This window comes from Roseivivax jejudonensis, from assembly GCF_900172265.1.
Classification (GTDB): domain Bacteria; phylum Pseudomonadota; class Alphaproteobacteria; order Rhodobacterales; family Rhodobacteraceae; genus Roseivivax; species Roseivivax jejudonensis.
In genome coordinates this window covers 304,951-331,309 of the sequence record NZ_FWFK01000001.1, presented here as the reverse complement: position 1 = coordinate 331,309, position 26,359 = coordinate 304,951, and the positions used below count along the sequence as shown (strand labels likewise).

Annotated in this window: 27 protein-coding genes; 7 read left to right on the top strand and 20 right to left on the bottom strand. The window is 66.3% G+C overall.

All coding sequences use genetic code 11. From position 1 onward, the window contains the following. Positions 1-13: 13 nt before the first annotated feature. The 11 genes from ROJ8625_RS01605 to ROJ8625_RS01555 form a co-directional block, all read right to left on the bottom strand. Positions 14-1,711 (bottom strand): proton-conducting transporter transmembrane domain-containing protein, encoded by a 1,698-nt coding sequence (locus ROJ8625_RS01605; protein WP_085790100.1) that lies wholly within the window; start codon positions 1,709-1,711, stop codon positions 14-16. Further along, on the bottom strand, positions 1,708-3,180 hold the full coding sequence (locus ROJ8625_RS01600; RefSeq protein ID WP_085790099.1) for a complex I subunit 5 family protein: 1,473 nt from the start codon (positions 3,178-3,180) through the stop codon (positions 1,708-1,710). The genes ROJ8625_RS01605 and ROJ8625_RS01600 overlap by 4 nt, the downstream gene beginning before the upstream one ends. Further along, entirely contained in the window at positions 3,177-4,604 is a 1,428-nt protein-coding gene (locus ROJ8625_RS01595) for a complex I subunit 5 family protein (RefSeq protein WP_085790098.1), read from the bottom strand. The genes ROJ8625_RS01600 and ROJ8625_RS01595 overlap by 4 nt, the downstream gene beginning before the upstream one ends. Continuing rightward, positions 4,597-4,878: an NADH-quinone oxidoreductase subunit K gene (locus ROJ8625_RS01590; protein WP_085790097.1), complete on the bottom strand. Its 282-nt coding sequence runs from the start codon at positions 4,876-4,878 to the stop codon at positions 4,597-4,599. The genes ROJ8625_RS01595 and ROJ8625_RS01590 overlap by 8 nt, the downstream gene beginning before the upstream one ends. After that, entirely contained in the window at positions 4,875-5,774 is a 900-nt protein-coding gene (locus ROJ8625_RS01585; protein ID WP_085790096.1) for a hydrogenase subunit MbhD domain-containing protein, read from the bottom strand. Before ROJ8625_RS01585 ends, ROJ8625_RS01590 begins: the two co-directional genes overlap by 4 nt. Further along, entirely contained in the window at positions 5,771-6,064 is a 294-nt protein-coding gene (locus ROJ8625_RS01580; RefSeq protein WP_085790095.1) for a cation:proton antiporter, read from the bottom strand. Before ROJ8625_RS01580 ends, ROJ8625_RS01585 begins: the two co-directional genes overlap by 4 nt. Continuing rightward, complete coding sequence (locus ROJ8625_RS01575) at positions 6,061-6,312, bottom strand: monovalent cation/H+ antiporter complex subunit F (RefSeq protein WP_085790094.1); 252 nt, start codon at positions 6,310-6,312, stop codon at positions 6,061-6,063. The genes ROJ8625_RS01580 and ROJ8625_RS01575 overlap by 4 nt, the downstream gene beginning before the upstream one ends. Continuing rightward, on the bottom strand, positions 6,309-6,911 hold the full coding sequence (locus ROJ8625_RS01570; RefSeq protein ID WP_085790093.1) for a Na+/H+ antiporter subunit E: 603 nt from the start codon (positions 6,909-6,911) through the stop codon (positions 6,309-6,311). The genes ROJ8625_RS01575 and ROJ8625_RS01570 overlap by 4 nt, the downstream gene beginning before the upstream one ends. A 281-nt stretch (positions 6,912-7,192) precedes the next feature. After that, a complete protein-coding gene (locus ROJ8625_RS01565) occupies positions 7,193-7,573 on the bottom strand; it encodes a hypothetical protein (RefSeq protein ID WP_085790092.1) in 381 nt (126 codons plus the stop codon). 177 nt (positions 7,574-7,750) lie between these two features. Then, entirely contained in the window at positions 7,751-8,542 is a 792-nt protein-coding gene (locus ROJ8625_RS01560) for an anti-sigma factor family protein (protein WP_085790091.1), read from the bottom strand. A gap of 11 nt (positions 8,543-8,553) precedes the next feature. Then, a complete protein-coding gene (locus ROJ8625_RS01555) occupies positions 8,554-9,063 on the bottom strand; it encodes a sigma-70 family RNA polymerase sigma factor (protein WP_085790090.1) in 510 nt (169 codons plus the stop codon). Positions 9,064-9,332: 269 nt separating this feature from the next. On the opposite strand from ROJ8625_RS01555, the gene ROJ8625_RS01550 reads away from it, so the two are divergent. Beyond that, positions 9,333-10,223: a DUF2333 family protein gene (locus ROJ8625_RS01550; protein ID WP_234984134.1), complete on the top strand. Its 891-nt coding sequence runs from the start codon at positions 9,333-9,335 to the stop codon at positions 10,221-10,223. A 34-nt stretch (positions 10,224-10,257) separates the two neighbouring features. Then, positions 10,258-10,599 carry a hypothetical protein gene (locus ROJ8625_RS01545; RefSeq protein WP_085790088.1) on the top strand — a complete coding sequence of 114 codons (342 nt, stop codon included), beginning with the start codon at positions 10,258-10,260 and terminating at the stop codon, positions 10,597-10,599. A gap of 118 nt (positions 10,600-10,717) precedes the next feature. Here ROJ8625_RS01545 and ROJ8625_RS01540 read toward each other — a convergent pair whose 3' ends face one another. The 5 genes from ROJ8625_RS01540 to ROJ8625_RS01520 all read right to left on the bottom strand — a co-directional run bounded on the left by ROJ8625_RS01540 (position 10,718) and on the right by ROJ8625_RS01520 (position 16,612). Further along, positions 10,718-13,999: an ExeM/NucH family extracellular endonuclease gene (locus ROJ8625_RS01540; protein ID WP_085790087.1), complete on the bottom strand. Its 3,282-nt coding sequence runs from the start codon at positions 13,997-13,999 to the stop codon at positions 10,718-10,720. A 295-nt stretch (positions 14,000-14,294) separates the two neighbouring features. Further along, positions 14,295-14,651, bottom strand: a complete 357-nt coding sequence (locus tag ROJ8625_RS01535) for a lysozyme inhibitor LprI family protein (RefSeq protein ID WP_159456692.1) — start codon at positions 14,649-14,651, stop codon at positions 14,295-14,297. A gap of 428 nt (positions 14,652-15,079) precedes the next feature. Beyond that, the gene (locus ROJ8625_RS01530; RefSeq protein ID WP_085790085.1) at positions 15,080-15,637 is read right to left on the bottom strand and encodes a hypothetical protein; all 558 of its coding nucleotides are present in this window, start codon (positions 15,635-15,637) and stop codon (positions 15,080-15,082) included. 4 nt (positions 15,638-15,641) lie between these two features. Next, the gene (locus ROJ8625_RS01525) at positions 15,642-16,169 is read right to left on the bottom strand and encodes a hypothetical protein (RefSeq protein WP_085790084.1); all 528 of its coding nucleotides are present in this window, start codon (positions 16,167-16,169) and stop codon (positions 15,642-15,644) included. Next, a complete protein-coding gene (locus ROJ8625_RS01520) occupies positions 16,166-16,612 on the bottom strand; it encodes a hypothetical protein (protein WP_085790083.1) in 447 nt (148 codons plus the stop codon). Before ROJ8625_RS01520 ends, ROJ8625_RS01525 begins: the two co-directional genes overlap by 4 nt. A gap of 1,235 nt (positions 16,613-17,847) precedes the next feature. On the opposite strand from ROJ8625_RS01520, the gene ROJ8625_RS01515 reads away from it, so the two are divergent. Continuing rightward, positions 17,848-18,078: a hypothetical protein gene (locus ROJ8625_RS01515; protein WP_143535013.1), complete on the top strand. Its 231-nt coding sequence runs from the start codon at positions 17,848-17,850 to the stop codon at positions 18,076-18,078. A 65-nt stretch (positions 18,079-18,143) separates the two neighbouring features. Continuing rightward, entirely contained in the window at positions 18,144-18,380 is a 237-nt protein-coding gene (locus ROJ8625_RS20510; RefSeq protein WP_143535012.1) for a hypothetical protein, read from the top strand. A gap of 13 nt (positions 18,381-18,393) precedes the next feature. Here ROJ8625_RS20510 and ROJ8625_RS01510 read toward each other — a convergent pair whose 3' ends face one another. Together ROJ8625_RS01510 and ROJ8625_RS01505 are read right to left on the bottom strand one after the other, a co-directional pair. Next, the gene (locus ROJ8625_RS01510; protein WP_085790081.1) at positions 18,394-18,744 is read right to left on the bottom strand and encodes a response regulator; all 351 of its coding nucleotides are present in this window, start codon (positions 18,742-18,744) and stop codon (positions 18,394-18,396) included. Further along, complete coding sequence (locus ROJ8625_RS01505; protein ID WP_085790080.1) at positions 18,707-20,512, bottom strand: sensor histidine kinase; 1,806 nt, start codon at positions 20,510-20,512, stop codon at positions 18,707-18,709. Before ROJ8625_RS01505 ends, ROJ8625_RS01510 begins: the two co-directional genes overlap by 38 nt. A gap of 368 nt (positions 20,513-20,880) precedes the next feature. Here ROJ8625_RS01505 and ROJ8625_RS01500 point away from each other — a divergent pair, with 368 nt between their 5' ends. The 3 genes from ROJ8625_RS01500 (at position 20,881) to ROJ8625_RS01490 (ending at position 24,354) form a co-directional block, all read left to right on the top strand. Next, complete coding sequence (locus ROJ8625_RS01500) at positions 20,881-21,111, top strand: hypothetical protein (protein ID WP_085790079.1); 231 nt, start codon at positions 20,881-20,883, stop codon at positions 21,109-21,111. 15 nt (positions 21,112-21,126) lie between these two features. Continuing rightward, entirely contained in the window at positions 21,127-22,707 is a 1,581-nt protein-coding gene (locus tag ROJ8625_RS01495; protein WP_143535011.1) for a hypothetical protein, read from the top strand. Positions 22,708-23,199: 492 nt separating this feature from the next. After that, complete coding sequence (locus ROJ8625_RS01490) at positions 23,200-24,354, top strand: calcium:cation antiporter (RefSeq protein ID WP_085790743.1); 1,155 nt, start codon at positions 23,200-23,202, stop codon at positions 24,352-24,354. A gap of 103 nt (positions 24,355-24,457) precedes the next feature. Here the strand turns inward: ROJ8625_RS01490 and ROJ8625_RS01485 are convergent, their stop codons facing one another. Both ROJ8625_RS01485 and ROJ8625_RS01480 read right to left on the bottom strand, forming a co-directional pair. Continuing rightward, a complete protein-coding gene (locus tag ROJ8625_RS01485; protein ID WP_085790077.1) occupies positions 24,458-25,261 on the bottom strand; it encodes an ABC transporter permease in 804 nt (267 codons plus the stop codon). Then, positions 25,258-26,262 carry an ATP-binding cassette domain-containing protein gene (locus ROJ8625_RS01480; RefSeq protein WP_085790076.1) on the bottom strand — a complete coding sequence of 335 codons (1,005 nt, stop codon included), beginning with the start codon at positions 26,260-26,262 and terminating at the stop codon, positions 25,258-25,260. Before ROJ8625_RS01480 ends, ROJ8625_RS01485 begins: the two co-directional genes overlap by 4 nt. Positions 26,263-26,359: the final 97 nt, after the last annotated feature.

The window sequence follows — 26,359 nt, the reverse complement described above, 5'->3', positions numbered from 1 at the left end:
TCGCGACCCGGGTCTACAGCGTGTCGCTCATCGGGGTCTCGGGCTCGTGCGTCGTTTCCGGACCGGTCACCGCCATCGCGAAGGCCAGCGCCGCCGCGACGAAGAGGATCGCGAGCGCCCCGCGCTCGGGGCGTGGCGTCAAGGGCCGGCTCCGTCTCACCACGAGCGCGTGGCCGCGCCGCACCGGTGCGGAAAGGGCCAGGACGGGTTCGGGCTCCGGGCGTCGCGCGACGAGGCTCAGAACCTCTCCCGGCGGCATGGTGGCCACGCTGAGCCTCGCCCCGCGAAGCACGACGGCGACGCCGACCGCCAGCGCCACGGCAACAACGATGGGCGCGAGATCCGAGAGTCCGGCCGCTGCGTCGGTGACCGGTGGGTCCGGCACGAGCCACGGTCCCGCGACGACGAGACCGGACATGGCGAGCCATGGCAGCGACACGTCCGCGGCGACGTCGGGCTTCGGCGCGGCCCCAGCGAGGAGAATGAGCGCCCGGATCATCAGGAGCGCGGTGCCGAGGCTTGCCGCGAAGAGCGCTGGTTCGAGCCAGACCAGCCAGCCATCGGCTGCGCCGTCGAGCCCGGTCTTGAGCGCGGCCTTGGCCGTCGCTCCGCTGGTCGCCGGCATCCCCGCGAGCGCGAGGGCGGGCAGGGCGAGAAGGACCAGCACCGCCGAGCGTGCCGGGCCGCGCGCGGTCGCCCAGATCGTCGGCACGCCAAGGAACAATGCCGCCTTGGCAAAGGCATGATGGGCCGCGAGGAGCACGAGTGCGGGGGCGATCGCCGGCCACGCCGCGGGCGCCGCCAGCGCGGCCGCGAGGCCGAGCGCCATCAGGCTCATCTGCCCGACGCTCGAATAGGCCAGCACTGCCTTCGGATCACCGTGCAGAAGGCCGAGGCACGGCGCGAGGATGAGCCCGGCCAGCGCAATCGCGGCGAGTGTCGCCGCCGCGCCGGGCTCGGCCTCGGTTCCGAGCGGCAGAATGGTCATCAGACCGAAGAGACCGGCCTTGAGCATCGCGCCAGACAGCACGGCGCTGGCCGGCGCGGGCGCGGCGGCATGCGCCAGCGGCAACCAAAGGTGCAAAGGGACCGCGCCGAGCTTCACGAGGAGCCCGGCCGCCATGAGCGCCGTGGCGAGGGCCGGCACTTCCGGGCCGGCCGTCGCGGCCAGCCGCGTGTCGCCCGTCGCGAAGGACGCGAGCGACAGCCCGGCGAACAGGACCACCTCACCGGCGATCGCGAAGCCGATATAGACCCGTCCCGCGAAGCGTTGCGCCGCACCCATGCCGTGCAGGACGAGCCCCCACGACGACAGGCTCATGGCCGCGAAGAACGCGTAGAACGATGCGATGTCCTGTGCCACGAGCAGACCGAGATTGCCCGCCATGGCCATCAGCATGCAGGCGAAGAACCGATCGCGCGCGGGGTCGTCGCGCAGCAGTCGGAGCGCCTGCCATCCCGCGAGGGACCAGAGCGCGGCGGTGAAGGCGACGAACGGGCGGCCGAGATCGGTCATTGCGAACTCGGTGCCGAGCATCAGCCAGTCGATGCGCGCCGGCGCCGGCACCGGATCGGCGAGCGCGGCGAGCAGCCCGGCGAGAGGTGCGATCGGCACAAGCGATCGCACCCCGGGGCGCAGCACCGGAACGCAGAACGCGACGAGAAGGGCGAGCGGAACGGCGGGAACGAGCCAGATCGGAACGGCGATCATAGATACTCCAGCGAGACGATGAAGCGGGTCCAGCCGAGCGGGCTGAACGGCGCGTTGGCCAGAAGACCCGCCGCGACGACGAGGGCGGCGGTGACGGCGGGAGGCGCGACGAGCATCCAGCCGATGCCGCGCTTCGGAACGACGTCCTCGGGCGGCGGTCGGAACCACGCACGTTGCAGGATCGGCAGGAAGTAGGCGGCGTTCAGCAGGCTCGACCCGGCCAGGAGCGCGATCACCGCGGGCTGGCCCACGTCGAGGCCGCCCGCGCCCAGGTACCATTTGCTGACGAAGCCCGCGAGCGGCGGAATGCCGATCATGCCGAGCGCGCCGATGGTGAAGGCCAGCGTCGTGCCGGGCATGAGCCGCCCCATCCCGTCCATTGCGCTCACCGTCTTGACCCCGCGCGCTTCGGCGAAATTGCCGGCGGCGAGAAAGAGCGTGATCTTCATGATACCCTGGTGGATCAGGTGGGCGAGCCCGCCGATCGCCGCAAGCGGCGAAATCAGCGCAACACCCAGAGTGATGTAGCTGACCTGGCTGACCGTCGAATAGGCGAGACGCTTCTTCAGGTCGTCCTGGCGCAATGCCCGGATCGAGCCCCAGAGGATCGTGAGCGCGGCCAGCGCCGCGAGTGGCAGGGCGAGGCCGAGCGCCTGCACCGTATCGACCCCGTAAACGTCGTAGACGATCCGCATGATCCCGTAGGCGCCGGACTTGACCACCGCGACCGCGTGGAGAAGCGCGCTGACCGGTGCGGGTGCGACCATCGACACGGGCAGCCAGCCGTGGAGCGGCACGAGCGCCGCTTTAACGCCCACGCCCGCGATCAGCAGCACGAAGATCGCCGTGACGCTCGCGCGATGCGTCTCGGGCAGATCGCCGAGAACGCCGCGCGGCGTGAAGGGCACGTCGCCCGCAAGCGCATAGAGCCAGATCGTCCCGAGCGTGAGCGCGAGCCCGCCGCCCAGCGTATAGATCAGGTAGATCCGCCCGGCGCGGTGGGCCTCGGCCGAGCCGCGATGCACGACCAGCGGCCATGTCGCGAGCGTCAGAAGTTCGAAGAAGACGAGGAAGGTAAAGAGGTTGCCGGCCATGGCGATGCCCACGGTCGAGGCGACGCAGAGGCTGAAGAACCCGAAGAACCGGCTGCGGTCCGTCCCACCCTCCAAATAGCCCACGGCGTAGATCGTCGTCAGAAGCCACAGGACCGACGACAGCGCGAGAAAGAGGACCGAGAGCGCATCGGCCTGCAGTTCGAGCGAAAGGCCGGGCGCGATCGCGATGCCGACGCCGAAATCGGCGCCGCTGGCGACGGCCATCGACAGCCACGCGACGAGCGCGACCTTGATCGTCGCCGCGCCGAGGTTGAGCGCCGTGCGCAGGCGGCTCCAGTGATCGGGCAGCGCGAGGATCACGGGCGCCACGCCGAGCGAGGTCAGCAGGATGGCGAGGGGCAGAAGGTCGCTCATGTGACGGTGATCTCCAGAAGCGCGAACGGTAGGGCGGAGCCGAGACCGAGAAGCAGCGCCGAGACGGCGAGCCCGAGCGCGGCCACGTCTCCGGCGCGCCATTGCGGGCGGCGCGCGCCGGGTGCGACATGCGGGCCGCCGCGAAGGCAGCGCGACACGACGCGGCTGAGATACGCGGCGGACAGGACCGTCCCCGCGAAGACGAGCGCGACCCAGATCCAGGCGTCGCGGTCGATCAGCCCCTCGATCAGGACCCACTTGCCGACGAACCCGGCGGTGGGCGGCAATCCGATCAGGCTCACTGCGGCGACCGCGAAGGCGAACTCGGCCGCGCCCGGGCGCAGCTCTTCGCGGTTGAGGCCCGAGATGCGGTCGTGGCCGAGTTCTTCGGCGATGCGTCCCACGGCGAGGAACATCGCGGCCTTGGCGAAGGCGTGGCTGAGCATCAGAAGAACCGCCGCGTGCCACAGGGTGCTGTCGGCCGCGCCGGGCGCGACGCCGAGAGCGAGAGAGATGAGACCGACCTGGGCGACCGTCGAGTGCGCGACCAGAAGCTTCAGCCGGTCGGCCCGCAGCGCGTGCCACGACCCCCAGAGCATCGCCCCGGCGCCGGCGGCGGCCATCGCCACGCGCAAAGGTTCGGCCCCGATGCCACCATCGAGCGACAGCCGCAGGGCGACGTAGATCGCGGCCTTCACGACCAGCGCCGACAGCAGCGCGCTGGCGACGGGCGCGGCGCTCGAATGTGCCGCCGGCATCCAGAAATGCAGCGGAAAGAGCGCCGCCTTCACCGCCAGTCCGGCAAAGATGAGCGCGAGAGAGATGCGGCCTTGGGCGCTTTCGGTCAGTGCGGGCACGACGCTTAGGTCGACCTGTCCGGCGGCGGCATAGGCCAGCGCCACGCCCAGCAGCAGGAGCAAGCTGCCCGCAAGTCCGGCGCTCAGGTAATCGAAGGCCGCCCGGAGCGCGCGGCGCGTGCCCGTAAGCGCGGTCAGGCCGACGGCTGCGAGGCCGAGGATCTCGAAGGTCACGTAGAGGTTGAACAGGTCCGCCGACAGAAACAGCGCGTTCATCGCGCCGAGGGTGGCCAGCCAGAGCGGCCAGAACGCTCCCGGATCGGTGGCGGAACGCGGTGTCCGGTCATCGCTCGCCTGCACGGCCACGGCGACGCCGACGATCGCTGCCATCAGGATCATCACCGCCGCCAGACCGTCCGTTTCGAACGCGATACCGAGGGGTGCCTCCCACCCGCCGAGATGCGTGACCTGCGCGCCCTCCGCCAGCACGCGGCGGGCGAGCAGGATCGCCAGCGCCGCGTTGGCCGCCGTGGCGATCAGGCCCACGGGCCGCGCCACCCGTGCGGATGCCGCAGTGACGACGGCGGCGAGGAGCGGCAGCGACACGATCAGCGACGCCTCAGTCATTCGAGCGTCCTCCGATCCGCTCGGCCAGCGCAAGGAGCGCGGCCGTGACCGACACCAGCACGACGATACCGGTCAAAGCGAATGCTTGCGGCACCGGGTCCGTGCGGCCGGTCGCGGCATCGAAGCCCGAGGCGAGCAGCACCATCGCGATGCCGATGGCGAGCACGTTGAGCGCCATGATCCGCCGAAGCGCGTCACGGCAGGTGGCCAGGCGCCAGAGCGCAAGACCGGTCAGCCCGGCGCCGGCGACATGATAGACAAGGTCGGTCGTCATTGGTGAGGTCTCCGCACCGGTCCGGTGAACAGCAGGCACAGCGTCGCCGCGATCGACAGCGTAAGCGATGCCTCGATGGCGATGATCCAGGCCTTTTCGGCGCCCGCCGGGTAGCCGAGGAACCGGCCCGTCAGGCCTTCGGCGGCGAGCGCCGCACCGACGAACACGGCGAGCCCGGCCAGCCCGAGAAGGAGCGCGCCGCGCACGATACGCTCTCCCGCGGGTCCGATCCCGGCCAGAACGAGAGCCAGCATGCCGCCGGCGAGAACGGCGCCCGCCTGGAACGCGCCGCCGGGCGCCGTTGCCCCCTGCCAGAGCAGGTGCCCGGCGACGAGGATCGCCAGCGGCACGACGATCCGCGCGAAGGGCAGGACGAGTTCGCCGAGCGCGCGTGGCACGACGGGCGCGGGGCCGAGCATGACGACGAGGGCGAGCGCGACCGCGAGAACCGCGATCTCGAGCAGCGTGTCCCATGCGCGGAAGTTTAGCAGAACCGCCGTGACAGGGTTGGTGACGCCGCTCGCCTCGAGGTTCGCGGCGACGAGCGGCGGGTAGGGCACCGGGCCCGACGTGCCGGCAAAGGCCCAGAACAACGCGGCAGAGAGGCCTCCGGCCCCGAGCGCCGCTGCGATCGAGGCGCTCATGCCACCGACGGGCCCGCCGGTGATCGGCCCGATCCGGCGCGCGCTGCGCAGGAACAACGCACCTGTCACGCCGGCGCCGATCGCGGCTTCGGCGAGCGCCACGTCGGGCGCGGCCAGCCGGACCCAGGACAGCGCGATGAGAAGCCCGGCGACCACGAAGGCTGCGATCGACGCGGTGCGGTCGCGAAGCGTCAGGGCCATAGCGGCGCAGGCGAGGAGGCCGAGCGTCAGGACGATGTCGAAGGCGATCATGGCGCTGTCTCCCGCCGCGTGACGGAGCGCGCGACCAGGTGCCCGATCGTGGCCCCGGAGATCGCAACCAGGACGACGCACAGCAGCAGCGGCAGAAGCGCCGCGAGCGACCCCGAAACGCAGGCCGCGCCGAGAGCGACGAGCGCCAGCCCCGCGGTGTCGGCCTTGGTCAGAACGTGCAGGCGCGACAGCAGGTCAGGCAGCCGCCAGAGCCCCAGCGCCGCAACGAACAGGAACACGATCCCGAGGCTCATCAGTACGAGCCCGAGTCCAAACAGCGCAGCACTCATCGCGCGCGCCCCGAGAGCGCGACGAACGCGAGACCCGTCACCGCGGCGAGCGCGGCGAAGACGAGGGCGACGTCGTAGAGCGGTGGTGTCGCCGTTGCCGCGCCCAGAAGGATGAGCGTCGCGACGGCGCCCGTCCCGGCGAGCTGCGCCGCGACGATGCGGTCCGCGGCGCCAGGCCCCAGCAGGAGCCGGGGCAGGCTGGCCAGCGTCGCAAGAAGCGACAGGAACGGTAGGACCTCGAGGATCATGGCCAAGTCTCCGGTTTCGTCGTCTTGAACAGCGCGGCGACCCGCGCCTCGAGCGCGCCGAGATCGGCGCGCGTCCCGGCACCGCGATCGAGCGCGTGGACGATCAGCGTGTCGCCGTCGAGCCGCGCGGTCAGCGTGCCGGGCAGAAGGGTGATGGTGAGCGCGAAGAGCCGTCGCGGGCGTCCGGGGGGCAGGTAGGTGCGCCAGACGAGGCGCCCGGGACGCAACGTGTGCGGGCGAAGCGCACGCAGGCTCACGTCGATTGCCCCGCGCATCACGCCGACCGCCGCGAATGCCGCGAAGCCCAGCGCGCCGCGCAGAGAGAGACGCGGGGGCGTACTCGGCGGCACGAGCGCCGCGGCGCCGGCGCCGAGAAGCACGGTCGGGGCGCCGATGACCCAGCTTTGCGGGTCGTCCCAGTGCAGCCCCGCCCAGAGCGCGGCGAGCGTACCACCCGTCACGAGGGCGCTGCGCACGCGGCCCGGGGCGCGAAGGGCGGCCCTCGGCCCGTCGGTGCGGCTGGTGTGCTTCGTTTCGCGCACCGTCTCCGGCGGCGTCGGGGAAAGGTCGCACGGCTGAAAGTCGTGACGGGCGTTCATTGGACCTCCTGTGGCAGCGTCGCATGGCGCTGATCAGGGGTCCGACATCGCAACCTGCTGCCACGCGGTTGCCAGAGGGGCCCGGACCCTGTGGCCCGCATCGGCGGACCGGGTGCCGTCGCAGACCTCTCGGCCCGCGCGAAGCACTTGATTAAAATACGCGCGAAGCGACCGCTTCATCCGGGCATCGGCCAGAAAAAAGGGGCCGGTCCAGGACCGGCCCCGAAGTGGCGGAGCAGCGAGGGGCAAGGGGCGAAAACGCTCCGCCTGGCAGGCAAGTCTCAGGCTTCCGCGTCGGTCCCGACCCGGGTCGAGGGTGGCGTGGGATCGCGCTCATCCCGTCGGGCGACGTGGTGCAGGCCGATCGCGAAGGCGATGGCGCCGAGCGCGGGCAGCGTCCATGTCGCGCCGGCCGGCACCTGAAGCGCGAAGACCGGGATCACGATCGCCAGCGCCCCTGCGCCGGCCAGCAGGATTCCGTCGCTGGCGTCGGGCCGCCATAGCGCCTTGGCTGCGAGGCCGGCGATCACGAGGCCGACGAGATGCGCGGCGATCGCCTTGTCGGGTGTGAAGGTCACGACGAAGGGCAGAACGAGCGCCCCGATGCCGACGGCAAGAGCGGCGTAGAGCGCGCGGATCTGGGTGAACGAAAGCTTGGTCATCCGTATCCTCCTCCTTGTTCTGGGGCGGCACCGGTCGGGTCGGTCGGCGCCGCGTTCATGTGGTGAATACGCCCCGCCGGGCGGTTTCATCCGTGACCCGAAAAAAGTGACCGCCCGAACGTGTCGGGCGGTCGTCTCGCGGGGCCGGGTCTGGACGAAGGAGAGAAGCGATCGGGCTCAGATCCGCTCCGCAAGATTGGTGGCGATTGTCTGGATCGCCTGGCCGTCCTTCTTGCCGATGAGGGCGAAGTCGATGTTGGGCGTGCTCCAGTAGCCGACGGCGCGGTCGGGATAGTCGACGACCTTGAGCGGCGCGAGCGGGCGATCCTCGGGATGCTTCGCGAGCGTCAGCGAATAGCGCCCGCCGTCAGTGTCCTCGTAGATGAACTGCGCCAACGGTCCCTCCTTGGTGCCCAGGAGCCGCGCGCCGACGAGCTGCAGGTCGAGCGAGGCGAGATCCGGGGCGGAGACCGGAACCCCGATCTTGGACGAGAACCACTCTGCCGCGCCGTCGACGGCGCCTCCGGTGAACTCGGCCGGCCGCACCACATCCTCGGCAAAGACGGTGTGCGCCCCGAACGCCTCGGACACGTATTCCGGCACGTTCGGCGCCGTCGGTGCATAGGAGGCGTGGCCCCACCAGCCGAACGCCACGAGCGCGCAAGCCGCCGCGATCTGCGCGCCGCCGCGCAGCCACGGCCCGCCAAACACGACGCGGCGCGGCGCCGTCCGGCGGGCAAGCGCGGCGGCCAGGCGTTTCTGGAGCCGTGCGGTCTTGAGGGTGGAGGGCGCGCCCTCGCCCAGTCCGGCGAGCGCCGCGCCCAACTGGTCCTTCTGGCGGGCGTACGCCTCGAGCCGGGCGCGGGCCTCCTCGTCCTCGGCCAGCTTCGCCTCGATCTCGGCGGCTTCGTCGGGGCCGAGCTCCCCGTCGAGATAGGCGTTGATGTCGGTCCGTTCGGTCAGTGTCATGCGACCTCTCCTCAAACGACAAGCCGCAGCTTTGTCGATTTCATTCCGCCGACGATCTTGCGCAGGGCCTCGCGGCCCCGGCCAAGCCGGCTGTAGAAGGTGCCGAGGGGGACATCGAGCGCACGCGCGGCCTCGGCATAGCTCATTTCCTTGAGCGCCACGAGCACGATGGGCTGGCGTTGCGCCTCGGGCAGCTGCTCGAGCGCATCGAGCACCTGCTGCAATTCGATCCGCTTGGTCGGGTCGGTCTCGTCGACCGCCTCGGGCAGCATAAGGCGCGCATCCTCGCGCACGCGGGCGCGCCGCCGCTCGCTGACATGCGTGTTGTGCAGAATCCGGAACAGCCAGACGCGAAGATCCGATCCCGGCTGCCAACTATCGGCCGCGGCGATCGCCTTCGTCAGCGTCTCCTGCACCAGATCCTCGGCCCGGTCGCCATCGCGCGTCAGCACGAGCGCGTAGCGCCGCAGGCTCGTCACGTAGTCGGTCAGTCTGCGCTCCAGTTTCGCGCGTGCGTCCATGTCTCTCCCCACAGTTGCTTGACTCAGAATACGTGCGGGCCGGCGGATTCATCCCGGGTCGGTCAAAAAAACTTCGTGACCGCGATTTCTCGGATGAAGCGCGGCGGTGGCGCGTCTTGTGTCTCGAACCTGATGGGAGACAGCACACCGTGGCGAGCACGACCGAACAGACAGGAACCGGCCTTCGCGGCATGCTCGTGCCCGCGACGCCGCGCCCCGCACGGACGCAGGCCCGCCGCCTGCCGAAGATCGGGCGACGGGGGCTGAAAATGACCGCGCTCGCCCTGATCCTGGGGGCGGTGGTCAATTACGGCGTGTTCGGGCCGCTGACGCACGAGATCGACAATGACCCCGCGTTCCGCGCGACCCTCGTGCCGGAGAACGGCAGTGCGGCCGTGGCGACCGCCGCGGCGCTGATCGACAGGGAGGTGAACGGCTACGGCTGGACGCCGAACGACCCGGTTCTCGCGCCTTCCGCCGTTCTCGACAACATGCCCAACTTCCAGACCGGCATCACCAAGGCGGTCGGGCGCTTCAGCTTTGAGATGCTGGACCAGATCGCGCGGACGCGGGGGTCGTCGAGCGCGGATCCCGATCTCGAGCGCGCGACCGGCTTTCTGCAGTTTCCGCCCGACATCTGGGTGTGGGAGCCGTCGAGTTCGCTGCTGCCGACGGTGCCGTCGGAAACGCAATATCGCCAGGGCCTCGAGGCGCTGGAGCGCTACAACGCTCGGCTGTCGGATGGCAACGCGGTGTTCGAGCGGCGGGCGGATACGCTGGCAGGCACGCTCTCGCGGATCTCGGCCGATCTCGGCTCCCAGACCGCGCAGCTCGAGCGCGCACAGCGCAGCGGCTGGTGGATCTTCAGCCGCACCGCCGACGACGTGTTCTACCAGAACAAGGGCATGCTCTACGGCTACTACGTGATCCTCGCCGCGCTCGGAGAGGACTTCGAGCGCGTGATCGAGGAGCGCAACCTGTCGACCGTCTGGAGCCAGGCGCTGGAGAGCCTGCGCCAGGGATCGCAGCTTGCGCCGGCGATCGTCCTGAACGGTGATCGCGACCGGTCGATCTTCGCCAACCACCTCGCGCTGCAGGGTTTCTACATGAAACGCGCGATCCTGCAGCTGGAGGAGGCCGTCTCCGTGATGGCCGTTTGACCCAATCACCAGTTTCACCAGAGGAGGACCAAAGATGCTCAACTTCCTGTTTCGCGCCCCCGCCGAAACCGACGACGCAGGCGAGACCGCAGGTCTGCGGGCGCGCTATGACAGCTGGCGCTTCCGCCGCGACATCGCCGCGATCACCGCGACGCTCGATCGTTTGTCCGACCGCCGGCTTGAGATGATCGGTATGCGCCGCGACGAGCTCTTCGAGGCGGTGTCGGACCTGATGATCCGCGCCGAGGAAGAGCGCAGCATCGGCCGAGAGGTGATGGAGCTTCTCGAAAAGCCGCTGGCCGGCGAAACGGCACCGTCGGCCGCGGAGATCGACGCTTCGTCCGAGCCCGGCGCGCGCGTGGCCAACGCGGCCTGATATTCGACGCGTCCGCTTCGGCAAATTGGCCTTTGGCCGGGTCGAGCGCAGAACTTGGATAGATAACGGCGGCGCCCGGTCGGGCGCCGCCGCGTTGATTCAGGACCGGCCAGAGCCGTCAGACCAGAAGATCGTCGGTGTCGATGCGCTCGAACTCGAACGCCTCGAAGCTGACGGCCAGCGAGCCGGTCGTGGAGATCTCGACACGGTCGAAGGTCGCATCACCGTCAAGATCGTAGGAGGCGCCGCGTTTCGACACGTCGATGAGCGCCTCTTCGACCAGCGCGCCGTCGTCGTAGAAGGCCAGCTCCAGCTGCCCCGAACCGCGCTTGTCGGCGAAGTCGAACGCAACGTCGAAAGCGTCGCCGGCGCCGTTCTTCTCGTCGAGATCGAGCACCAGCGTTTCCCGCCCGTTCAGCGCGCCCGAGTTCTTGAAGCTGAAGAAGTCGCTGCGCAGCGAGCGCACGCCGAGGCCGTCGCCGATGAAATTGACGAACTCGGGCAGGAAGGTGCCGTCCTCGGCCGAGATGGTGATCCCGGCGCGCTTGAGCTCCACCTCGCTCGAGAGGAACCGCACGCGGTCGGTCGAGATCGTGTCGCCGTCGATCGAGTAGATCGCGGCATCGCGGAGGAACCGCTCCTCGAACTCGAGCCGCGCGAGCACCGTCTCGGGCGCCTCCGGCGCGAGATCGAGGCCGACAACGACCGGATCGTGGTCCGACGACCGGAAGGCATCCGGCGCGTAGATGTCTGGATTGGGCGGCTTGAACTCGGTGTTGTAGTCGATGAAGGCCGGTTCGTCCGCGTTGATGTTCCAGACCTCTGCCCCGGTCACCTGGCTGTTCAGGCTTTGCGAGGCGAGTGCGTAGTCGAGCGTACCGAAGGCTTGCACCTGACCGGCGGTCGCGAGGTCTGCCGGGAAGCCGTAGGAATATTCTCCCTCGACCAGGTTGGTGAAATCGTCATCGGTGCCCAGCATGTCGTCCGCGCCTTCACGCAGCGCGCTGATCGGAGCCTCGGCGGCGTACGCGTTCAGATCGCCGATGATCAGTACGTCCTCGTCGCCGACGCCGGTCGGGTCGGTCGCCAGCCAGTCGGCCAGCGCCTCGGACGCGTTGGTGCGCAGCGCGTCCGAATTGCCGGCGCCGTCGCGCTGGTCGTCGTCCTCGGGCTGACCGTCTGGCGGCGAGCCCTTGGACTTGAAGTGATTGACGGCACTCGTGAAGATCCCGCCACTGTCGAGATCCCGGAAGCTCTGCGCCAGCGTCGGACGCTGGTTGTCGCTGTCGAACCGCGGATCGACCGACTTGTCGAGGATCGCCGTTTCGCCGACCAGAGCGACCTCGCCGGGCTTGTAGATGAAGCCGACCGCGATCTCGTCGGAGCCCAGCTGCGGCACGCCGGGATCGACGAAGGCATAGGTTCCCGCGCCCGCTTCGGCGTTCAGCGCATCGACAAGGCTCTGGATCGCGCTGTCGGGCCCGTAGCCGTCGTTCTCGATCTCGATCAGGCCCACGACGTCGGCATCGAGTTCGGTGATCGCCGCAACGAGCTTTTCCTGTTGGCGTTCGAACTCCGCCATCGTATCGGCGCCGCGCGACGTCGGGAAGCCGCCGCCCTGGCCGTCGCCGTTGAAGTAGTTGAGCACGTTGAACGATGCGACCTTGAGCGAGCCCCCCACATCCGGCGCCTCTTCGCGCGGATTGGTGTTCTCGAATGTCGGCAGCTCGATCGGATTGATGCGGTAGTTTTCGTCACCGCTGCCGCCGGCGCTGCGCGAGTATCGTACCACGCCGAGGATGTCGGACACCGTGTCGCCCGAGCGCAGCGCGTCATCCGTGCCGTAATCGCCGTCGGGATAGGGCAGGGAGAATGGGTTTTGCGTCGAGAGCCCGTCGTTCAGCGTGACAGTGTTGCGCACCGCGAGGTCGAGGTAATCGGCAAAGCCGTCGACATCCGGCGCGTTCGACTGCGTGTAGGTCTCGAGCCGGCCATCGGCGTAGAGCCCGATTTCTCCGAAGCGGCCGTACTCGAAGAGGTCGGCCACCGTCATCTGCTGGTCCAGCGTGACCAGCATGCCCTCGTAGGCCTCCAGATCCGCGATCAGCTGTCCATCGCCGTTCGTGATCGCGTTGGCGATCGGGAACGAGATCGTCGCCGGCGTCGGCAGCGGCGCGCCGGTATCCACGACGTCGATCGTCGTCGGCTGGATCTGCGTTTCACCGAAGAACTCGGTCGCCTCGCCGGTCACCGTCACCACGTCGCCGACATTGAGATCGAGCGCGGTCGGGCCCGAGCCTTCGAACACGAAGATGCCTTCGGAGGTGGTCGGATCGCCGTCCTGATCGGCGTCCTCTTCCTGCAGGTAGAAGCCGCCGAGGTTGCGGCCGTCGTCCCCGTCGCCGTTCTGGAAGTCTCCGACGACGACCGCGGTGACCGAGACGCTCGCGCCGAAGAGCGGTGTCGCGTCGGTGCGGCCGAACTGCTCGCCCCAGGTGGCCGCGTTGCCCTGGATCTCGCTGATGAGCGTGGTCTGCAGGTCATCGTTTACGATCCGCCCGGTCGCGTCCGCCACCGAGATGCTGCCCCGGGACGGGTTCGACAGGGAAACGGTGAATGCCTCGTCATCCTCCATGTCCGTATCGCCGGACACGTCGACCGTGAGCGTGCGCGACGTCTTGTTCGCGGCGAAACTCACCGTGCCGGAGGGCAGCGCGCCACCGAAATCGGCCGCGTCGGCCTCCGCGCTCGTGACCGCGTAGTCGACTGTGGCGGCGCTGTCCGTGTCGATGGGGCGGGTGACGGTGAAGGTGAAGGGCGTGGTGCCCGCGTCGCCCTCGGCCTTGTCGGCATCCTCGGCCGCGATCGAGAAACCCGGCTCACCCGCCACGAAGCTGCCGGCCGGGAAGGGCGAGTCCGCCGTCCCGTTCGAGGTTTCCCCATCAAGCGCGTCGGGTCCGCTGAAGGTCCATTCCGCGAGATCGAAGGTCGGTGTCGGCGTCGCGCCCGGAGCGCGGTACGCCCAGCCGTCGGTGTATTCCCAAGGCTCGCCCGAGCCACTGGTGCCAAGCTCGCCGAAGACATCGACGATCGTGCCGTTCTCGAAGAGCACTATGGCGTCGTCGCCGTTGATCGAAGCGGCGCCGCCGGTCGCGTCTGGCGCGAAGCCGAAGAACGACGTGAACCCCGGCACCTCGGAGGCGATGTAGAACGTCTGGCCGGCCGACAGCGGCTGTGACGGCAACACGAACTCGGGATCCGAGCTCGGCGCTCCGTTATTGGCCGACTCGATGCCGTAGATCGACAGGTCGGGAATGTCGGCGAGCGCGGTGAGCTCGATCGCCTTCGGAACGCCGCCGGTAAGCGGGCCGTCGATGATGCCGGTGATCAGGAGTGACATGCGAACCTCGTTCTGTCGCGGGCGTCATCGACGCCGGGATGTTCCGTCAAAAGCGCGGGAGCGCGGGCAGCACGCGCCCGGGCAACGTCCGGAGCGGAGGGACGAAGCACATCGCCGTGGCGCGCAAGCGGGAACGTTACCACGCGCGTTAACCGTTTGATGACGGTTTAAGGACAATTCGATTGCATCGGCGTCCCTCCGCCCGGCGAGGTCGGAGCAGGCGCCATGTGCGCGACTGGCCGAGGGGGCTGCGCCAACCTCGCTGTTCCTTGCGACTGATCCGCTCGCGCCGTGGTCAGCGCAGCATGGCGCGGAACTCGGCGTTCCGCTGTACGGTCATGTCCTTCATGCAGCCGTAGTAGAGCGCACGGTCGAGGCTGCCGCCGTGCCCGAGCTCCTGCTCGCACGTGGCATCGCGCCGCTGGAGCCATCGACGCTGCTGAGTCAGCAATGCCTGCCCTGTGCCCTGCGCATCGGCCCGCGGCTTGAGCTCCCTCCAGAGGCGATTCAGTTCGGCATCCGCGCGCTGCCAGCGCGTGTGCTCGCATTGGGTGATGGCCGCCGAAGTCGTGCCGGAACAGGACGCCTGGGCCGATCCGGCAACGGGCAGGGTTGCGAGCAACACGGCCGCGATGATGAGAGAAAAACGCATGGTGAAAATACCTCCTCGAATACCGAATGATAGCAAATCGAGACGGCGCTGGACCATATGCGCATCTGATCGGTGACGGCGCGCGCTGTGAGGTGTGCGACGTACACGAAAGTTGGGCGCCAGGCGCCGGTCGAGGCGATCGAGAGATCGCCGAGTGTCGATTTTTATTAAGTGTCTGAAAGCATTTTATTTTACGAGACAATGCAACTCTGAGGGGAATTTTCCTTCGTTTCGGGAAAATTGTTTTCTTCGGTCTGACCGCCCTGACAGCACTTCCTCGTCTCGCGGAGCGTGCAAGACGTCGGCCCTCTCCCGTTGCTGCAATGCATCGTCGCATTGAGCGAGATCTCCTCCCCGGCGCTTGGCAGGTCACAATCCTTGCGGTTTGTCGAACTTGTGCCATCGAGCGGGCTCGTGATCCTTGACGCTTAAGCATCGGCCTCGATCCAGTTTTGAAGCGCTTTGCTGCGCCAGGCTTCCGCTTCACTTCGATAGCGGCGCATGAGCCTCAAATCCTTGAGGATCTCGGTGACGGGGTCGAGAAGTGTCAGGTCGCCGGAGATCTTAAGGATCTCGTGGACCCAATGCGTCGGGTCGAACGCAATCTCGTCGCTGACGCCAAGGTCTCGCATATACCTGAAATAGCCACGACGTTTTGCGCTCAGAGCGATCTGATCGGTTGCTGTCAGCTCCTCGAGCCGTTTTGTCATCGAGGCGATGTGACGCGACACGCGGCGCACCTGAACCTCTGCGCGCGCCAGATCGACGATTGTCTCTGACGGCCACGCGGATGCGTGATGCTGGTGAGTGTCTTCCGACAGGATCCGGCATATTTCGGCGACTTCCCTGTCGGCTTTGGTCGGCGGGACCGACAGACCATGCCGCCAGGCATTCAGAGACGACCTCGCGACGGACGCCGGCAGCTGCTCTGCGCCGGCGGGATCATCCTTCGGTCGCGTTGCCCACTTCGACGTTTTAAGGATCATCGGATCACAGAACCTCGGCATCCTCGATCGCGTCGGCTCGCTGGGGTTGCAGCTTGTCGAAATCCTTCCATAGCTTGCGCCGACGGATCTCTGTGTCGTTCAATTGCGCCTTGAGATCACCGATCAGCTTTGCTTGACTCGTCCACGCTTGGCAGACGAGCTCCCCGACATCAATTCCGTACTCCGACAGGCGCAGCTCCGTTCTGCGGCGCTCTGCAACGGGACCGTCAAAGCCGGCCTCGAGATCCTCCAGGACCTTCTGAGAAATCTCCCCCGCGTGCCCATCGGCAAGATATCGAGTGAACGCGCGTTTCGCACTCCGTTTGATCACGTCGTGGATCATCTGATGATACTGCCGGCGTTCCCATTCCAGTTCGACGAGGTTGTTGGCGATAATGCGCGCATATCCGCTCCGCGGCGCGAGCTCGAACAGAAGCGCCTGACGTATCGTCTCGAAATCCTCGGCATCTTCGCCGGCGAGAAGCGGGTAATATGCAAGGACGTCGTCAAGGGTGCGGACTTGGTCTGTCATTTGGAGGACTTTCGTTTCTTTTGGTTTCGTTTAATTTGGTCGACGAGGCTCATGTATATCGCCGACACATTTGGCTGTGTAACGATTGTGGAGATCCGAACCTTCCTCTGGCCCGAGGCGCGATCAGCGCGGACCGCCAAACTGATCTCGCCCGATGGCCGCGGCGTTGACGGGGTCACTCCCGAGAAATCCAAGCCCTTCGTGATCAGATCCGGACCACCGACCAGCTCCAGCACAGTGGGTCCGTAGAAAAACTGGTTCAGCTCGTGGAAAACCCGTCCAATGATGTCGTCGCGCGTCATTTCATCGATGGGTTTGGTTCGAATATCGGCATAGGTCCCGTCCAGCATCGAGGCCTCTAAACTCGCCTTGCCGAAGCGTCGCTTCGCTCCGGAGGGGCTGTCCGGGAACGCCAGAACCAGGTCAGGCTCGGACCGCCGCATCTACCTCATCCCTCGCGTGACGCATGCGATGCGCCGGCCTCGATGGTTGGTTTTCCCGGGGACCGTGCCGCCGAGCGGATCCTCGGCCTTGCGGGATCCGCCCAAACAAGAAAATCCTGGCGCTGCCGGCGCTTGGGCCCAGCGGCGCGTGGCGTCGAACGAGGGCCCGAGGATGCGATCGGAGGTGTCGGTGTACATGGCTTTTTCCTTCATCGTGGACCGATGTTGCCATGATGTTCTTTTCTGCGCCAGCGTGATTAAGATTTCGCAAAGGAAGAAAATCGCTCGGGACCGGCGATCGCGCGAGATGCGGTTTTGCGAACCCGGAGCACGCGAGGCTGCAGGTCGTGAAGCAATGTGCGTGGGCGCGAGATGGTGACTGGTCCTATGCGTACGGGGCCTGACGTTCCCAACAGTGTCGTGCGCGAATTGCGACCGTTGATCGGCCTGCGCTTTAGCGTTTCCGCAGCATGCCGAACGGCCTGGGCGGTCGGAACTCGAAGGGCGGCAGCAGGCCCTATCCGCCAAGGAGAACTCCGGCAGGCAGAGCGGGCGGTGCGCGACACGCGGCGTGCCGGATGCCTCCAGACCCTGTCCTCCGAGCCGGGCGATGACCCGGGCCGCACGCGCCGGGATTATCGCGGTGGTATCGATCGCGGATCAGCGCGGCATCTGCAGGATGCGGCGCGTCTCGGGGTCCACGACCACCGTTCGCACGTTCACGTTGAGGAGCGCTTACCAGTGCCAAGGTGAGTCGCCAAAGTCGAAGAATACGGTCTCCTCTCTCGGTCCTGGAGCGTGTTGCGACATGATCGGGTAATCACGAATTGTTGCCGCGTCGCCTTTCGGAGCTCTGTGTACCGATGAATACATCTTGAGGTGTCACTGCATTAGCCACTGTTCGCGTGCTCCACTCAGACAAGGCATGGCAAGCGCCCTTACAACGCAGGCTTGCAAATGGTCGAGTTTGGGTAGAAGGTCGAAGCCTTCTTCTTGGCAAGAGGAGTATTACAGCATATGAATTATTATTTGATCTGAACCTGATTTTTTGCCCGGTCATGACGCCGGAAGATACACACTTACGTGTGGAGCTCTCTAAAGTCCTATCTCCAATCCAGGTCTGTCCGGTGCAGTGCCGGTCAGAATAAAATCGACTGCGCCTGCTGATGCGGGTGAAGAAACTTCAATATCCACCAATCTCACCCGGGCCTCCCGGTACAAATAGGTATTGTGACATGAAAACCTTGCTTTCCATATCCGCGATCATCGCGATCTCCGCCATGCCTGCCATTGCCTTGACGGCGGAGGAAACGGCTCGCCTGAAAGTGCAGAAATACGCGCACGGCGCTGATGTCTCTTCTCTCTCACGCACTCAAATTGCGGCCCTGATGAATGTCATCGGGTCGGAAGAGGGCGAGAGCGAAAAGAAGGAAGCCGTGGCATCGCTCGTCCGCGCCTGGAAATAGACCGAACTGCGCACGGGAGCGGGCCGAAGCGGTCAACCCCGTGCGCAGCCACGCGAGGTACGATCATGACCAATGTTATTGCAACGGACCCGGTTCATCTGGCTCCGGCCATCGTCATTGCAACTGCCGCAGCGCTGTCGGCATCGGCTTATCCGCAAGATATGGAAACACCCGTGAAGGCGTCTCGGCATTTTACGCCCGAGCTGCAAATTCCGAAGGAAACCCGGTCGCAGATCAGTGCGACACTTCAGCTCGAGAAGGATGCGACGCAGCCGGAGGCCCCGGGCCACCTGTCAAATTAATCGGATGCTCGTCTCACGTCAGCGCGGCAAGAACCTCGAGCAGCCTTGGCATCTGGATCGGCTTTCTCAGGATCATTTCCTGGCGGAGATCCTCCGGCAGCACATTGCTTGCGTAGCCAGACATGAAGATGATCCCGACGCCGGCCTGTTTGCAGGCGCGCGCGAAGTCGAAGGACGTCTCGCGGCCAAGATTGATGTCAAGAAGCGCCACGTGAGGCGTGTGCTCTTTCAAGAGATCCAGGGCAGACTCGACGTTATGGGCTATGCCAGACACATTCCAGTCTGCGTCTTCCAGCTCCGCCTCGACGTCGAGGGCGATGATCGGATCATCCTCGAGGATCAGCGCTCTCTTTATCATGGTCATGCGGGGACACCGTGAAGTCGAAGTGGCACGACATACCCATCTGCGAGTACCCGCAACCAAACGTCCCCGAAAGCGTTTGGTTCACCATCATCTCGATGAGCTTGCTGCCGAAACCCTTCTTCGTCGGCTCTGTTGCCGGCGGGCCACCACGCTCCTGCCACGAGATGCTGACCTTCTTGTCCCGGCCACGCGCCTCGTAGCGCCACTCGATATGCACATGGCCGCCGTCCACCGACAAGGCGCCGTACTTCATGGCGTTTGTCAGAAGCTCGTGGATGATCACGCCGAGAGCGCTGGCGACATTGGCCTCGACAGAGATTACTGGCCCGGCAATGTGCGCGCGCTCGAGGCCGTCCGGATAATAGACACCGAACTGATCGCGGACGATGTCGTGGAGAACCGCGGAGCCGACCTCGGTGTCGAAGATGCTGTCATGCGCTTTCGAAATCGCTTGCAGGCGACCCATGAACCGCCCCCTGAAGTCGGACAGGTCGGTCGAGGCCCGCAGCGTGTGCGACGCCACCGACTGGATCGTCGCGAGAATGTTCTTCACCCGGTGGTGCAGCTCCTGCACGAGGATGTCGCGCTGCGCCTCGGTCGCGATCTGGGCGTCGATATCCTCGATGGCGGAGATGAGATAATCGACGTCGCCGGCCGAGTTGCGGACGCAACCCACCGTCAGATTGACCCAGACAATCTCGTCGTCCTTGCGGATATACCGCTTGCGAAGGGCGTACTCGTCGGCACGGCCGTCGATCACGCGCGACAAGAGATCGAGGTCGACGGCCAGATCCTCGGGGTGGGTGATGTCCTGGAACTTCATCTCGTTGAGCTCGGCGCGGGTATAGCCCGTGATCTCGCAGAGTTTTTCGTTCACCCGCATCCACGTGCCGTCGGGGGCGACATGGGCCACGCCGACGGCCGCGTTCTCGAACGTCGCGCGGAACATGCGCTCGCTTTCCAGCAGCGCGGCCTCGATCTGCTCGCGCTCGCTGAAATCGTAGAAGTAGCTGACGACCCCGTGGCTCCCGTCCGGCAGATCGACGCGTTCGAGCTGCCAGTCGAAGGCAACCGTCTCGCCGGTATCCTCGCGGCGGTCTACGAGGCTCTTCTGCTCGAAGGTCTCGCCCGTCTCGAGCGTGTTGCGGAATTGGCCGATCACCTCCTCGGCGACCTGTGGCGGCCAGAACTGGCGCAGGATGTCCGCGAAGTTGTCGCCGATCAGGTCTCCGAAATCCGCGAGGGTCTCCTGTGCGCCCTGGCTGACGACCAGAAGGTCGAGATTGCTGTCGACGACCAGAATGCCGAAGGGCGAGCCGGTCACCATCTTCAGGAACGCATCGTGCGACGCGAGCAGGCGCCGCTCGACGAGCTTGCGGTCGGTGATGTCGGTGGCCGACGCGATCAGGCTGACGACGTTGCCTGCGTCATCCGTGCGGGGCACGATCAGGACGTCGATATCGATGTCGCCGTTCCCTGCGGTGCGCGCCCGCGTGTCGAACCGGACCGTCTCGCCTCGTCGCGCCCTGGTGACCGCAGTCTTGAACTGGTGCCCGGCCTCGGAGTTCTCGGTAAACCAGAATGTCGTCCAGAGAGGTCTGCCGATGACGTCTTCGCGGCCGATCCCGGCAATCTCCAGCGCGGGCTCGTTGACCTCGAGCAACCGGCCTTCGGGATCGAGCAGACCGACGAAGGCAATGAGGTTGTCCAGAACGTCCCTCAGCAGGGCGCTGACATCATCCTTGCCCATGACGGTGTCGACATGCATCGCTTACTCGTACTGCCTGACCAGCTTCGGTCTCTCACCAACAACGGCGACTGAAAACCTGCACGTCAAGTGTCGATTTACAGACGCAGAGGTGCCGACATCGCAAGATATTCTCTTGGAATGACAATCACCACGACTGACGATGGGTAAGCGCATCCGGGGCAAGAGACCGGCGTTGGAACTTGCCTCTGAACACAGCGCGGCCGATCTCGGATCCAAGGACGGCCGGGTCGCCTGTCGGGATCCGGCGACCTCGGCGCAGGAAATTGCAGACGGATCGACCGCGAGGAGCGCGGAGCGGTCTTCCTCTTTGTCCACCGACCGCTATCTCGTAGGGATGATGACGTTCTGCGGAGGCCCCTCACCGCATGGAAGAAAGCGATCCGGAGACGACGTTTCGGCACCTGGCCCAAACCTGGCTTGCGACGCCTGAACACCTGCCGGCCTCACTGCGCGCGCTTGACCTTTCGGACCTCTGCCTCTGGATGTCCCTCGAAGGCCATGCGGAAACCCTGCGCGATCTGCGGGCCGCGGTGGGCGACCCACAACTCGCGACCTGGCTCGCCGACGAGATCGCCACGGCGGTCAAGCGGTTCTGAACCGGTCGCCGCGACGTGGCCGACATCTCGGCGCGCAAGCCTGTCGAGCACCGAGCCCTGCCATCGCGATGGGGCCCGCTGCAGGCACATCGAGACTCGTGCGCGACGCCGCCGCACTGCGCGCGACTGGCCTCGGCGCTCTCGTATGACGCAGACGTGCAGCACGCGGCATGGGATGCTTCGAGAATACGTTCGGTCAGCTGCAGATCAGCCATTGTTGGCGATCTGGCAACCGCTTATTTGGTATGCAGCGCTTGGCGCAGCACAACAAGGCCGGTTTTCATGAGTGAAGATTTCGCAACCTGCCGTCTCGACCGGGACGCGCCCAGACGCCGATCGCGCGTTGCACCGAAATACCGAAAGACGGGTTACGCGGAGGCTTTCGACGATCGGACGCTGTGGTTCGATGCGATCTGGGACAAAGGTGTGGTTACGCTCGTCTGTCCGCGCCTGAACAACCTCGGCTCTCTGGTGCGGACGGGCACGTTCACGCTCGACGGCCGACCGGCGCCGATGCGGCTGCGCACCTTCTATCGCCACAGCCTCACGCGCTTGAAAAGCCCGACGCTGCCGCAGCGGGTTACATTCGTTGCGGGGAACACGCAGCTCGAGACACCCGTGCACGAGGCGACGCCGGAGAGGTTCCGGGGCCGCAACGTGATCGTCACCATGTCGCGGAACAACGACCTGGTCTGGATCGAGGATTTCGCGCGGTTTCACGCGCAGACACAAGGCGCCGAGGGCATCGTCTTCGTCGACAACGGCTCGACCGACTACGAGGTCGGTGACCTCCAGCGGGTACTGGAGCGGGCCGGACTCGACGCCCTTGTGCTGAGGACTGCGCTGACCTTCGGGCCGCGTGGCCGAAGCCCGTTCGGCAATACCGAGCTATTCCTGCAGACATGTGCGCTCAACGCCGTGCGCTTGCGGTACTTGCAACAGGCCCGAGCCGTCCTCTGCTGCGACATCGACGAGCTCGTGCTGAGCCGCACGCCCGCGTCAATCTTCGACGCGACCTGGCAGAGCCGGTTCGGCCTGACACGGTTCGCGGGCGAATGGCGCTACGCGCCGATGCCGGTGGAGGGGGACGTCGTTCGCCATGGCGATCACGGGCTGCGGCACCTCAAGAAAAGCGCGTGCCCGGCCAAGTGGTGCGTGCGTCCGAGCGGTCCGCTGGGGGACCTGCAATGGCGCCCGCACATCCTCGAAGGATTCGCGCTCAATTGGGCCTTCCGTTCGAGCGCGTTCACCTATCACCACTGCCGGCAGATCACGACGGGGTGGAAACGCGACATCGCGCTGCCCGAGGCAAGCCGGCTGGTCCCGACACCAACCGCACGAGAGATCGCGCACGGCATGCGGGCCGCGCCGCGCCCTCGGAGTGCCCTTCGCCCGACGGGGCCGGTCTCTGTCGCGACGACGGCGGTTCGGCGCTTCGGCGAGGTCGCCTCGCGGCGCTTCTTCGGACTGCGCCCGGCGCTCAAGGCCGCGAGCCTGGGCCTCGTTGCATTCATCGGCCTCGCCGCCGAGGAAGCCATCGACAACGATCCGGTGAGCCAGGAGATCGCCTATCTCATGCAAGGCTTCGAGAACTGAGGGCCTGGTCGGAGCGCGCGGCCTCGGACGTCGCGCCTCGGGTCAGTGCCACGACACCCGGCGCGTTCGGGGGTGACGCATTCCGCGACGATACGGGCGGAATGCGTCTGTCTGCCCTCGTTGCGGAACAGCGCGTTAAGCTCCGGGCCATGGGACGAGGGCGCCGCAACGCGGCGGGCAGGGTGGAGCCCTTGATTGACGACGGCTGGCGCTACGGAGTTTGCGCGCCCCGATGCGCGTAGCTCCACGAAAAGGCCTAGAGCGGACATTGGCGCAATTTGCAGCGAAGGTCAGATTCGAGACCTTGTTACCTGATGCCGCTTACAGCGCGGGGTCCGCTTCAGTATCTCGGCGCTATCCGACTTGGAGGTATAGACGAGAGCTACGCCCATCGGTATCAATTTCCGGTTCGCGTCGAGAGCGCGAACGTTGCTCGGGACGACCCGGGCCTGGATGATCTCGACAGGGACGACCCCGCACGAGGTCTCGAATATGAACAAATCCGTACCCTACCTTCCGTCGCGCGCCGCTGGAATCAAGCTCGCCGTCGCCTGGGCCATCGTGGCATCGTTCCAGTTCGGTCTTCATTCGCTGCTTGGGCCGGACATGTCGGTCCCGGTCGCCGCGTCCTTGTTCGCACTTCTGTTCGGAACCATCCTCATGGCCGCGTTCGGAGCCGTCCATGAAGCGGATGAACTCGCTCACCAACTCGGAGAGCCCTACGGAACGCTGATCCTCACGACATCCATTGTGGTCATCGAAGTTGTCCTAATCGCCGCCGTCATGCTGGGGCCGAGTGCCTCGGCGACCATCGGGCGCGACTCCATCTTCGCCGTCATGATGATCATCATGAACCTCGTCACCGGGATCTGCCTTCTTGCCGGCGGGATCCGGTACGGGGAGCAGGAATACAACGCACCCGGCGCGATCACTTTCATCAGCGTGATCCTGGTCTTCGTCGGAGTTGCGTTCCTTCTTCCGAACTACACTGGGTCCGGAGACGGGACATTCACGCCGGTGCAGGCGGTCGTCGTCTCGGTTCTGATCCTTGTCGGCTATGCCGCCTTCCTCGCGCTGCAGATGGGCCGGTACCGGACTGACTTCGTGCAACCGAAGACAGGTTCGATGCGGATCCTTCTCAGGGAAGCCCGCCGCCGCGAAGCGACGGACGATCAAGCACAGGCCGTGGGCAGGGGAAGCAATCTGAAGCACGCGATTACGCTCATCGCGTTGATCCTGCCGATCGTGCTGCTGGCGCACGACCTCTCGATCATCATCGACTACGGCGTCGAGGCGGCCGGAGCGCCGGCCGCGTTGAGCGGCGTCCTGATCGCGATCATCGTCTTCACGCCGGAATCGGTCACGGCGGTCCGAGCCGCTCTCGACGATCAGACACAACGGGCGATCAATCTGTGCCTCGGCGCGTTCGTCTCGACCGTCGGGCTCACGGTGCCGGCCGTCCTCGTCGTCGGGCTGGTCACCGGCAAGAGCGTCGTCTTCGGCATTTCGGAAACCGAGACCGTGCTCATGGCCCTGACCGTTGCTCTGACCACGCTGACCTTCATGGGGCACAGGACCTCGGCGACGCAAGGTATGCTGCATCTGCTGCTCTTCGGGGTGTTCGGTCTCATGCTGTTCACGGTCTGAGAACCCGAAACGGGCATTCATTCCGACTAATCGAAGGCTCGCTTCGACCGCACAGCAGACATCGGCGAGGCGCGCAGCGAAAGCCTAATTCCAAGCCTACCGCTCAATTTCGGCGGTAGAGCCACAGGCTCACGGGCGCCAGCGCCGCTGTCAGGAGGATGGGACCAAGGAGCGCGAGCCCGATCTGAGACACGGTCGCCGTGTCTGCCATCAGCCCGCGCATCGCGGTGGTCATCAGGGAGATCGGATTGACCTCGACAAAGGCGCGCAGCCAGTCGGGCATGGTCTCGGGCTGAACCATGATGTTCGAGGCGAAGACCACCGGGAAGAGCACCGTGAAGCCCAGCGTCATGACCGTACTCGGCGTGCGGATCATCAGGCCGAGCACGATGAACACCCAGCCGATCCCGAAGCCGATCACGAGCAGGAGCAGCACCGCGGCCGCGATGCCCGGGAGTCCAGCCTCGGGGCGATAGCCCAGGCCGAGGCCGATCCCGAGGATGATCGCGCTCGCGATCAGGTGGCGCAGGAGATCCCCGACAATCAGCCCCGCAAACGGCGCCAGCGGCCAGATCGGCAGGCTGCGGAACCTGTCGAACAGTCCCTTTCCGAGATCGGTGGACAGGCCCATCCCAGAATAGACCGCATTGAACGCAACCGTCTGCACCAGGATCCCCGGCAGGAAGAACTGCAGATAGTCGCGTGTCGATCCTGCCAGCGCGCCGCCGAAGACGAACGTGAAGAGCAGCGTGAACATGATCGGTGTCATGACAAGGTCGAAGAGCTGCTCGGGCACGTGGCGGAACTTCAGCATCGCTCGCCAGCCGAAGGTCAGCGCATTCGAGAGCGCCGAGGGGCGCGGCGGCCGGGATGTGTGCTGTAGCGTGGCGGGGGTAATCTCGGTCATGCGGCCTCCTCGGGGGGGCGGCCAGCCCCACCGGTGAGGGCAAAGAACACCTCCTCGAGGCTTGGAACGCCCATTGCGAAATCCTCGAGCGCGATACCGGCGGCCAGCAGAGCGGCCAGCGCCGCGTTCGCCGCCTCCGGCGTCTGCGCCATGACCGACAGTCGTGCGCCCTCGGGACTGCGCTGGACTGGCGCGCCGAGATGCTCTGCCAGGAGAGCCGCCGCCCGGTCCAGTCCGGCCGGGTCGGTCAGTGCCACATGCAGAAACCCCGAGCCTGTCGCCGCCTTCAGCTCCCGGCTGGTGCCCTCGGCGATCTTTCGGCCGTGATCGATCACCGCGATCCGCTGGGCAAGCTGGTCGGCCTCCTCGAGATACTGCGTGGTCAGAAGGACGGTGACACCGGATTGGGCGAGCTGGCGGATCATCCGCCACACGCGCAGCCGTGCCGTCGGGTCGAGACCGGTGGTCGGCTCGTCGAGGAACAATACGCCCGGGGTGACGACGAGCGACGCCGCGATGTCGAGGCGCCGCCGCATCCCGCCCGAGTAATCCTTCACCTGCCGGTGCCGTGCGTCCGCAAGCTCGAACGCCGAGAGGAGATCGTCGGCGCGCCGACGTGCTGCTCTGGTCCCGAAACCCCAAAGCCGTGCGAGAAACACGAGGTTCTCGCGCCCGGTCAGGTCCTCATCCAGCGAAGCGAACTGACCGGTCATCGCGATGACCTCCCGCACCGCGTCAGGGGCTGTCCGCAGATCGTGTCCCATCACCTCTGCCGATCCGTCATCGGGCCGCGTCAGCGTCGCGAGCATGCGCATCAGTGTCGTCTTTCCAGCGCCGTTCGGGCCGAGGATCGCAAAGATCATGCCCTGAGGAACGTCGAGGTCGATGCCATCCACCGCAGTGAGATTGCCGAACCGCCGGACCAGGCCGCGTGCCCGGATTGCCAGCGCTGCGTCTCCCGCCTCGTGCGGCAAGGGGGTCTCATGGGTGATATCCAACATCGTTCCCCGACTCGCTCTTCTGTTCGCCCGGCGTATATCACGGGTTGGTCGTGCTTAGGCGGACTTTGGGTGCGTGAGGCCGGTCGGACAAAGTGGC

Excerpts from the sequence above, each read along its gene's own strand:
- ROJ8625_RS01605 (WP_085790100.1), bottom strand. The coding sequence starts at position 1,711 with ATGATCGCCGTTCCGATCTGGCTCGTTCCCGCCGTTCCGCTCGCCCTT.
- ROJ8625_RS01600 (WP_085790099.1), bottom strand. The coding sequence starts at position 3,180 with ATGAGCGACCTTCTGCCCCTCGCCATCCTGCTGACCTCGCTCGGCGTG.
- ROJ8625_RS01595 (WP_085790098.1), bottom strand. The coding sequence starts at position 4,604 with ATGACTGAGGCGTCGCTGATCGTGTCGCTGCCGCTCCTCGCCGCCGTC.
- ROJ8625_RS01590 (WP_085790097.1), bottom strand. The coding sequence starts at position 4,878 with ATGACGACCGACCTTGTCTATCATGTCGCCGGCGCCGGGCTGACCGGT.
- ROJ8625_RS01585 (WP_085790096.1), bottom strand. The coding sequence starts at position 5,774 with ATGATCGCCTTCGACATCGTCCTGACGCTCGGCCTCCTCGCCTGCGCC.
- ROJ8625_RS01580 (WP_085790095.1), bottom strand. The coding sequence starts at position 6,064 with ATGAGTGCTGCGCTGTTTGGACTCGGGCTCGTACTGATGAGCCTCGGG.
- ROJ8625_RS01575 (WP_085790094.1), bottom strand. The coding sequence starts at position 6,312 with ATGATCCTCGAGGTCCTACCGTTCCTGTCGCTTCTTGCGACGCTGGCC.
- ROJ8625_RS01570 (WP_085790093.1), bottom strand. The coding sequence starts at position 6,911 with ATGAACGCCCGTCACGACTTTCAGCCGTGCGACCTTTCCCCGACGCCG.
- ROJ8625_RS01565 (WP_085790092.1), bottom strand. The coding sequence starts at position 7,573 with ATGACCAAGCTTTCGTTCACCCAGATCCGCGCGCTCTACGCCGCTCTT.
- ROJ8625_RS01560 (WP_085790091.1), bottom strand. The coding sequence starts at position 8,542 with ATGACACTGACCGAACGGACCGACATCAACGCCTATCTCGACGGGGAG.
- ROJ8625_RS01555 (WP_085790090.1), bottom strand. The coding sequence starts at position 9,063 with ATGGACGCACGCGCGAAACTGGAGCGCAGACTGACCGACTACGTGACG.
- ROJ8625_RS01550 (WP_234984134.1), top strand. The coding sequence starts at position 9,333 with ATGACCGCGCTCGCCCTGATCCTGGGGGCGGTGGTCAATTACGGCGTG.
- ROJ8625_RS01545 (WP_085790088.1), top strand. The coding sequence starts at position 10,258 with ATGCTCAACTTCCTGTTTCGCGCCCCCGCCGAAACCGACGACGCAGGC.
- ROJ8625_RS01540 (WP_085790087.1), bottom strand. The coding sequence starts at position 13,999 with ATGTCACTCCTGATCACCGGCATCATCGACGGCCCGCTTACCGGCGGC.
- ROJ8625_RS01535 (WP_159456692.1), bottom strand. The coding sequence starts at position 14,651 with ATGCGTTTTTCTCTCATCATCGCGGCCGTGTTGCTCGCAACCCTGCCC.
- ROJ8625_RS01530 (WP_085790085.1), bottom strand. The coding sequence starts at position 15,637 with ATGATCCTTAAAACGTCGAAGTGGGCAACGCGACCGAAGGATGATCCC.
- ROJ8625_RS01525 (WP_085790084.1), bottom strand. The coding sequence starts at position 16,169 with ATGACAGACCAAGTCCGCACCCTTGACGACGTCCTTGCATATTACCCG.
- ROJ8625_RS01520 (WP_085790083.1), bottom strand. The coding sequence starts at position 16,612 with ATGCGGCGGTCCGAGCCTGACCTGGTTCTGGCGTTCCCGGACAGCCCC.
- ROJ8625_RS01515 (WP_143535013.1), top strand. The coding sequence starts at position 17,848 with ATGAAAACCTTGCTTTCCATATCCGCGATCATCGCGATCTCCGCCATG.
- ROJ8625_RS20510 (WP_143535012.1), top strand. The coding sequence starts at position 18,144 with ATGACCAATGTTATTGCAACGGACCCGGTTCATCTGGCTCCGGCCATC.
- ROJ8625_RS01510 (WP_085790081.1), bottom strand. The coding sequence starts at position 18,744 with ATGACCATGATAAAGAGAGCGCTGATCCTCGAGGATGATCCGATCATC.
- ROJ8625_RS01505 (WP_085790080.1), bottom strand. The coding sequence starts at position 20,512 with ATGCATGTCGACACCGTCATGGGCAAGGATGATGTCAGCGCCCTGCTG.
- ROJ8625_RS01500 (WP_085790079.1), top strand. The coding sequence starts at position 20,881 with ATGGAAGAAAGCGATCCGGAGACGACGTTTCGGCACCTGGCCCAAACC.
- ROJ8625_RS01490 (WP_085790743.1), top strand. The coding sequence starts at position 23,200 with ATGAACAAATCCGTACCCTACCTTCCGTCGCGCGCCGCTGGAATCAAG.
- ROJ8625_RS01485 (WP_085790077.1), bottom strand. The coding sequence starts at position 25,261 with ATGACCGAGATTACCCCCGCCACGCTACAGCACACATCCCGGCCGCCG.
- ROJ8625_RS01480 (WP_085790076.1), bottom strand. The coding sequence starts at position 26,262 with ATGTTGGATATCACCCATGAGACCCCCTTGCCGCACGAGGCGGGAGAC.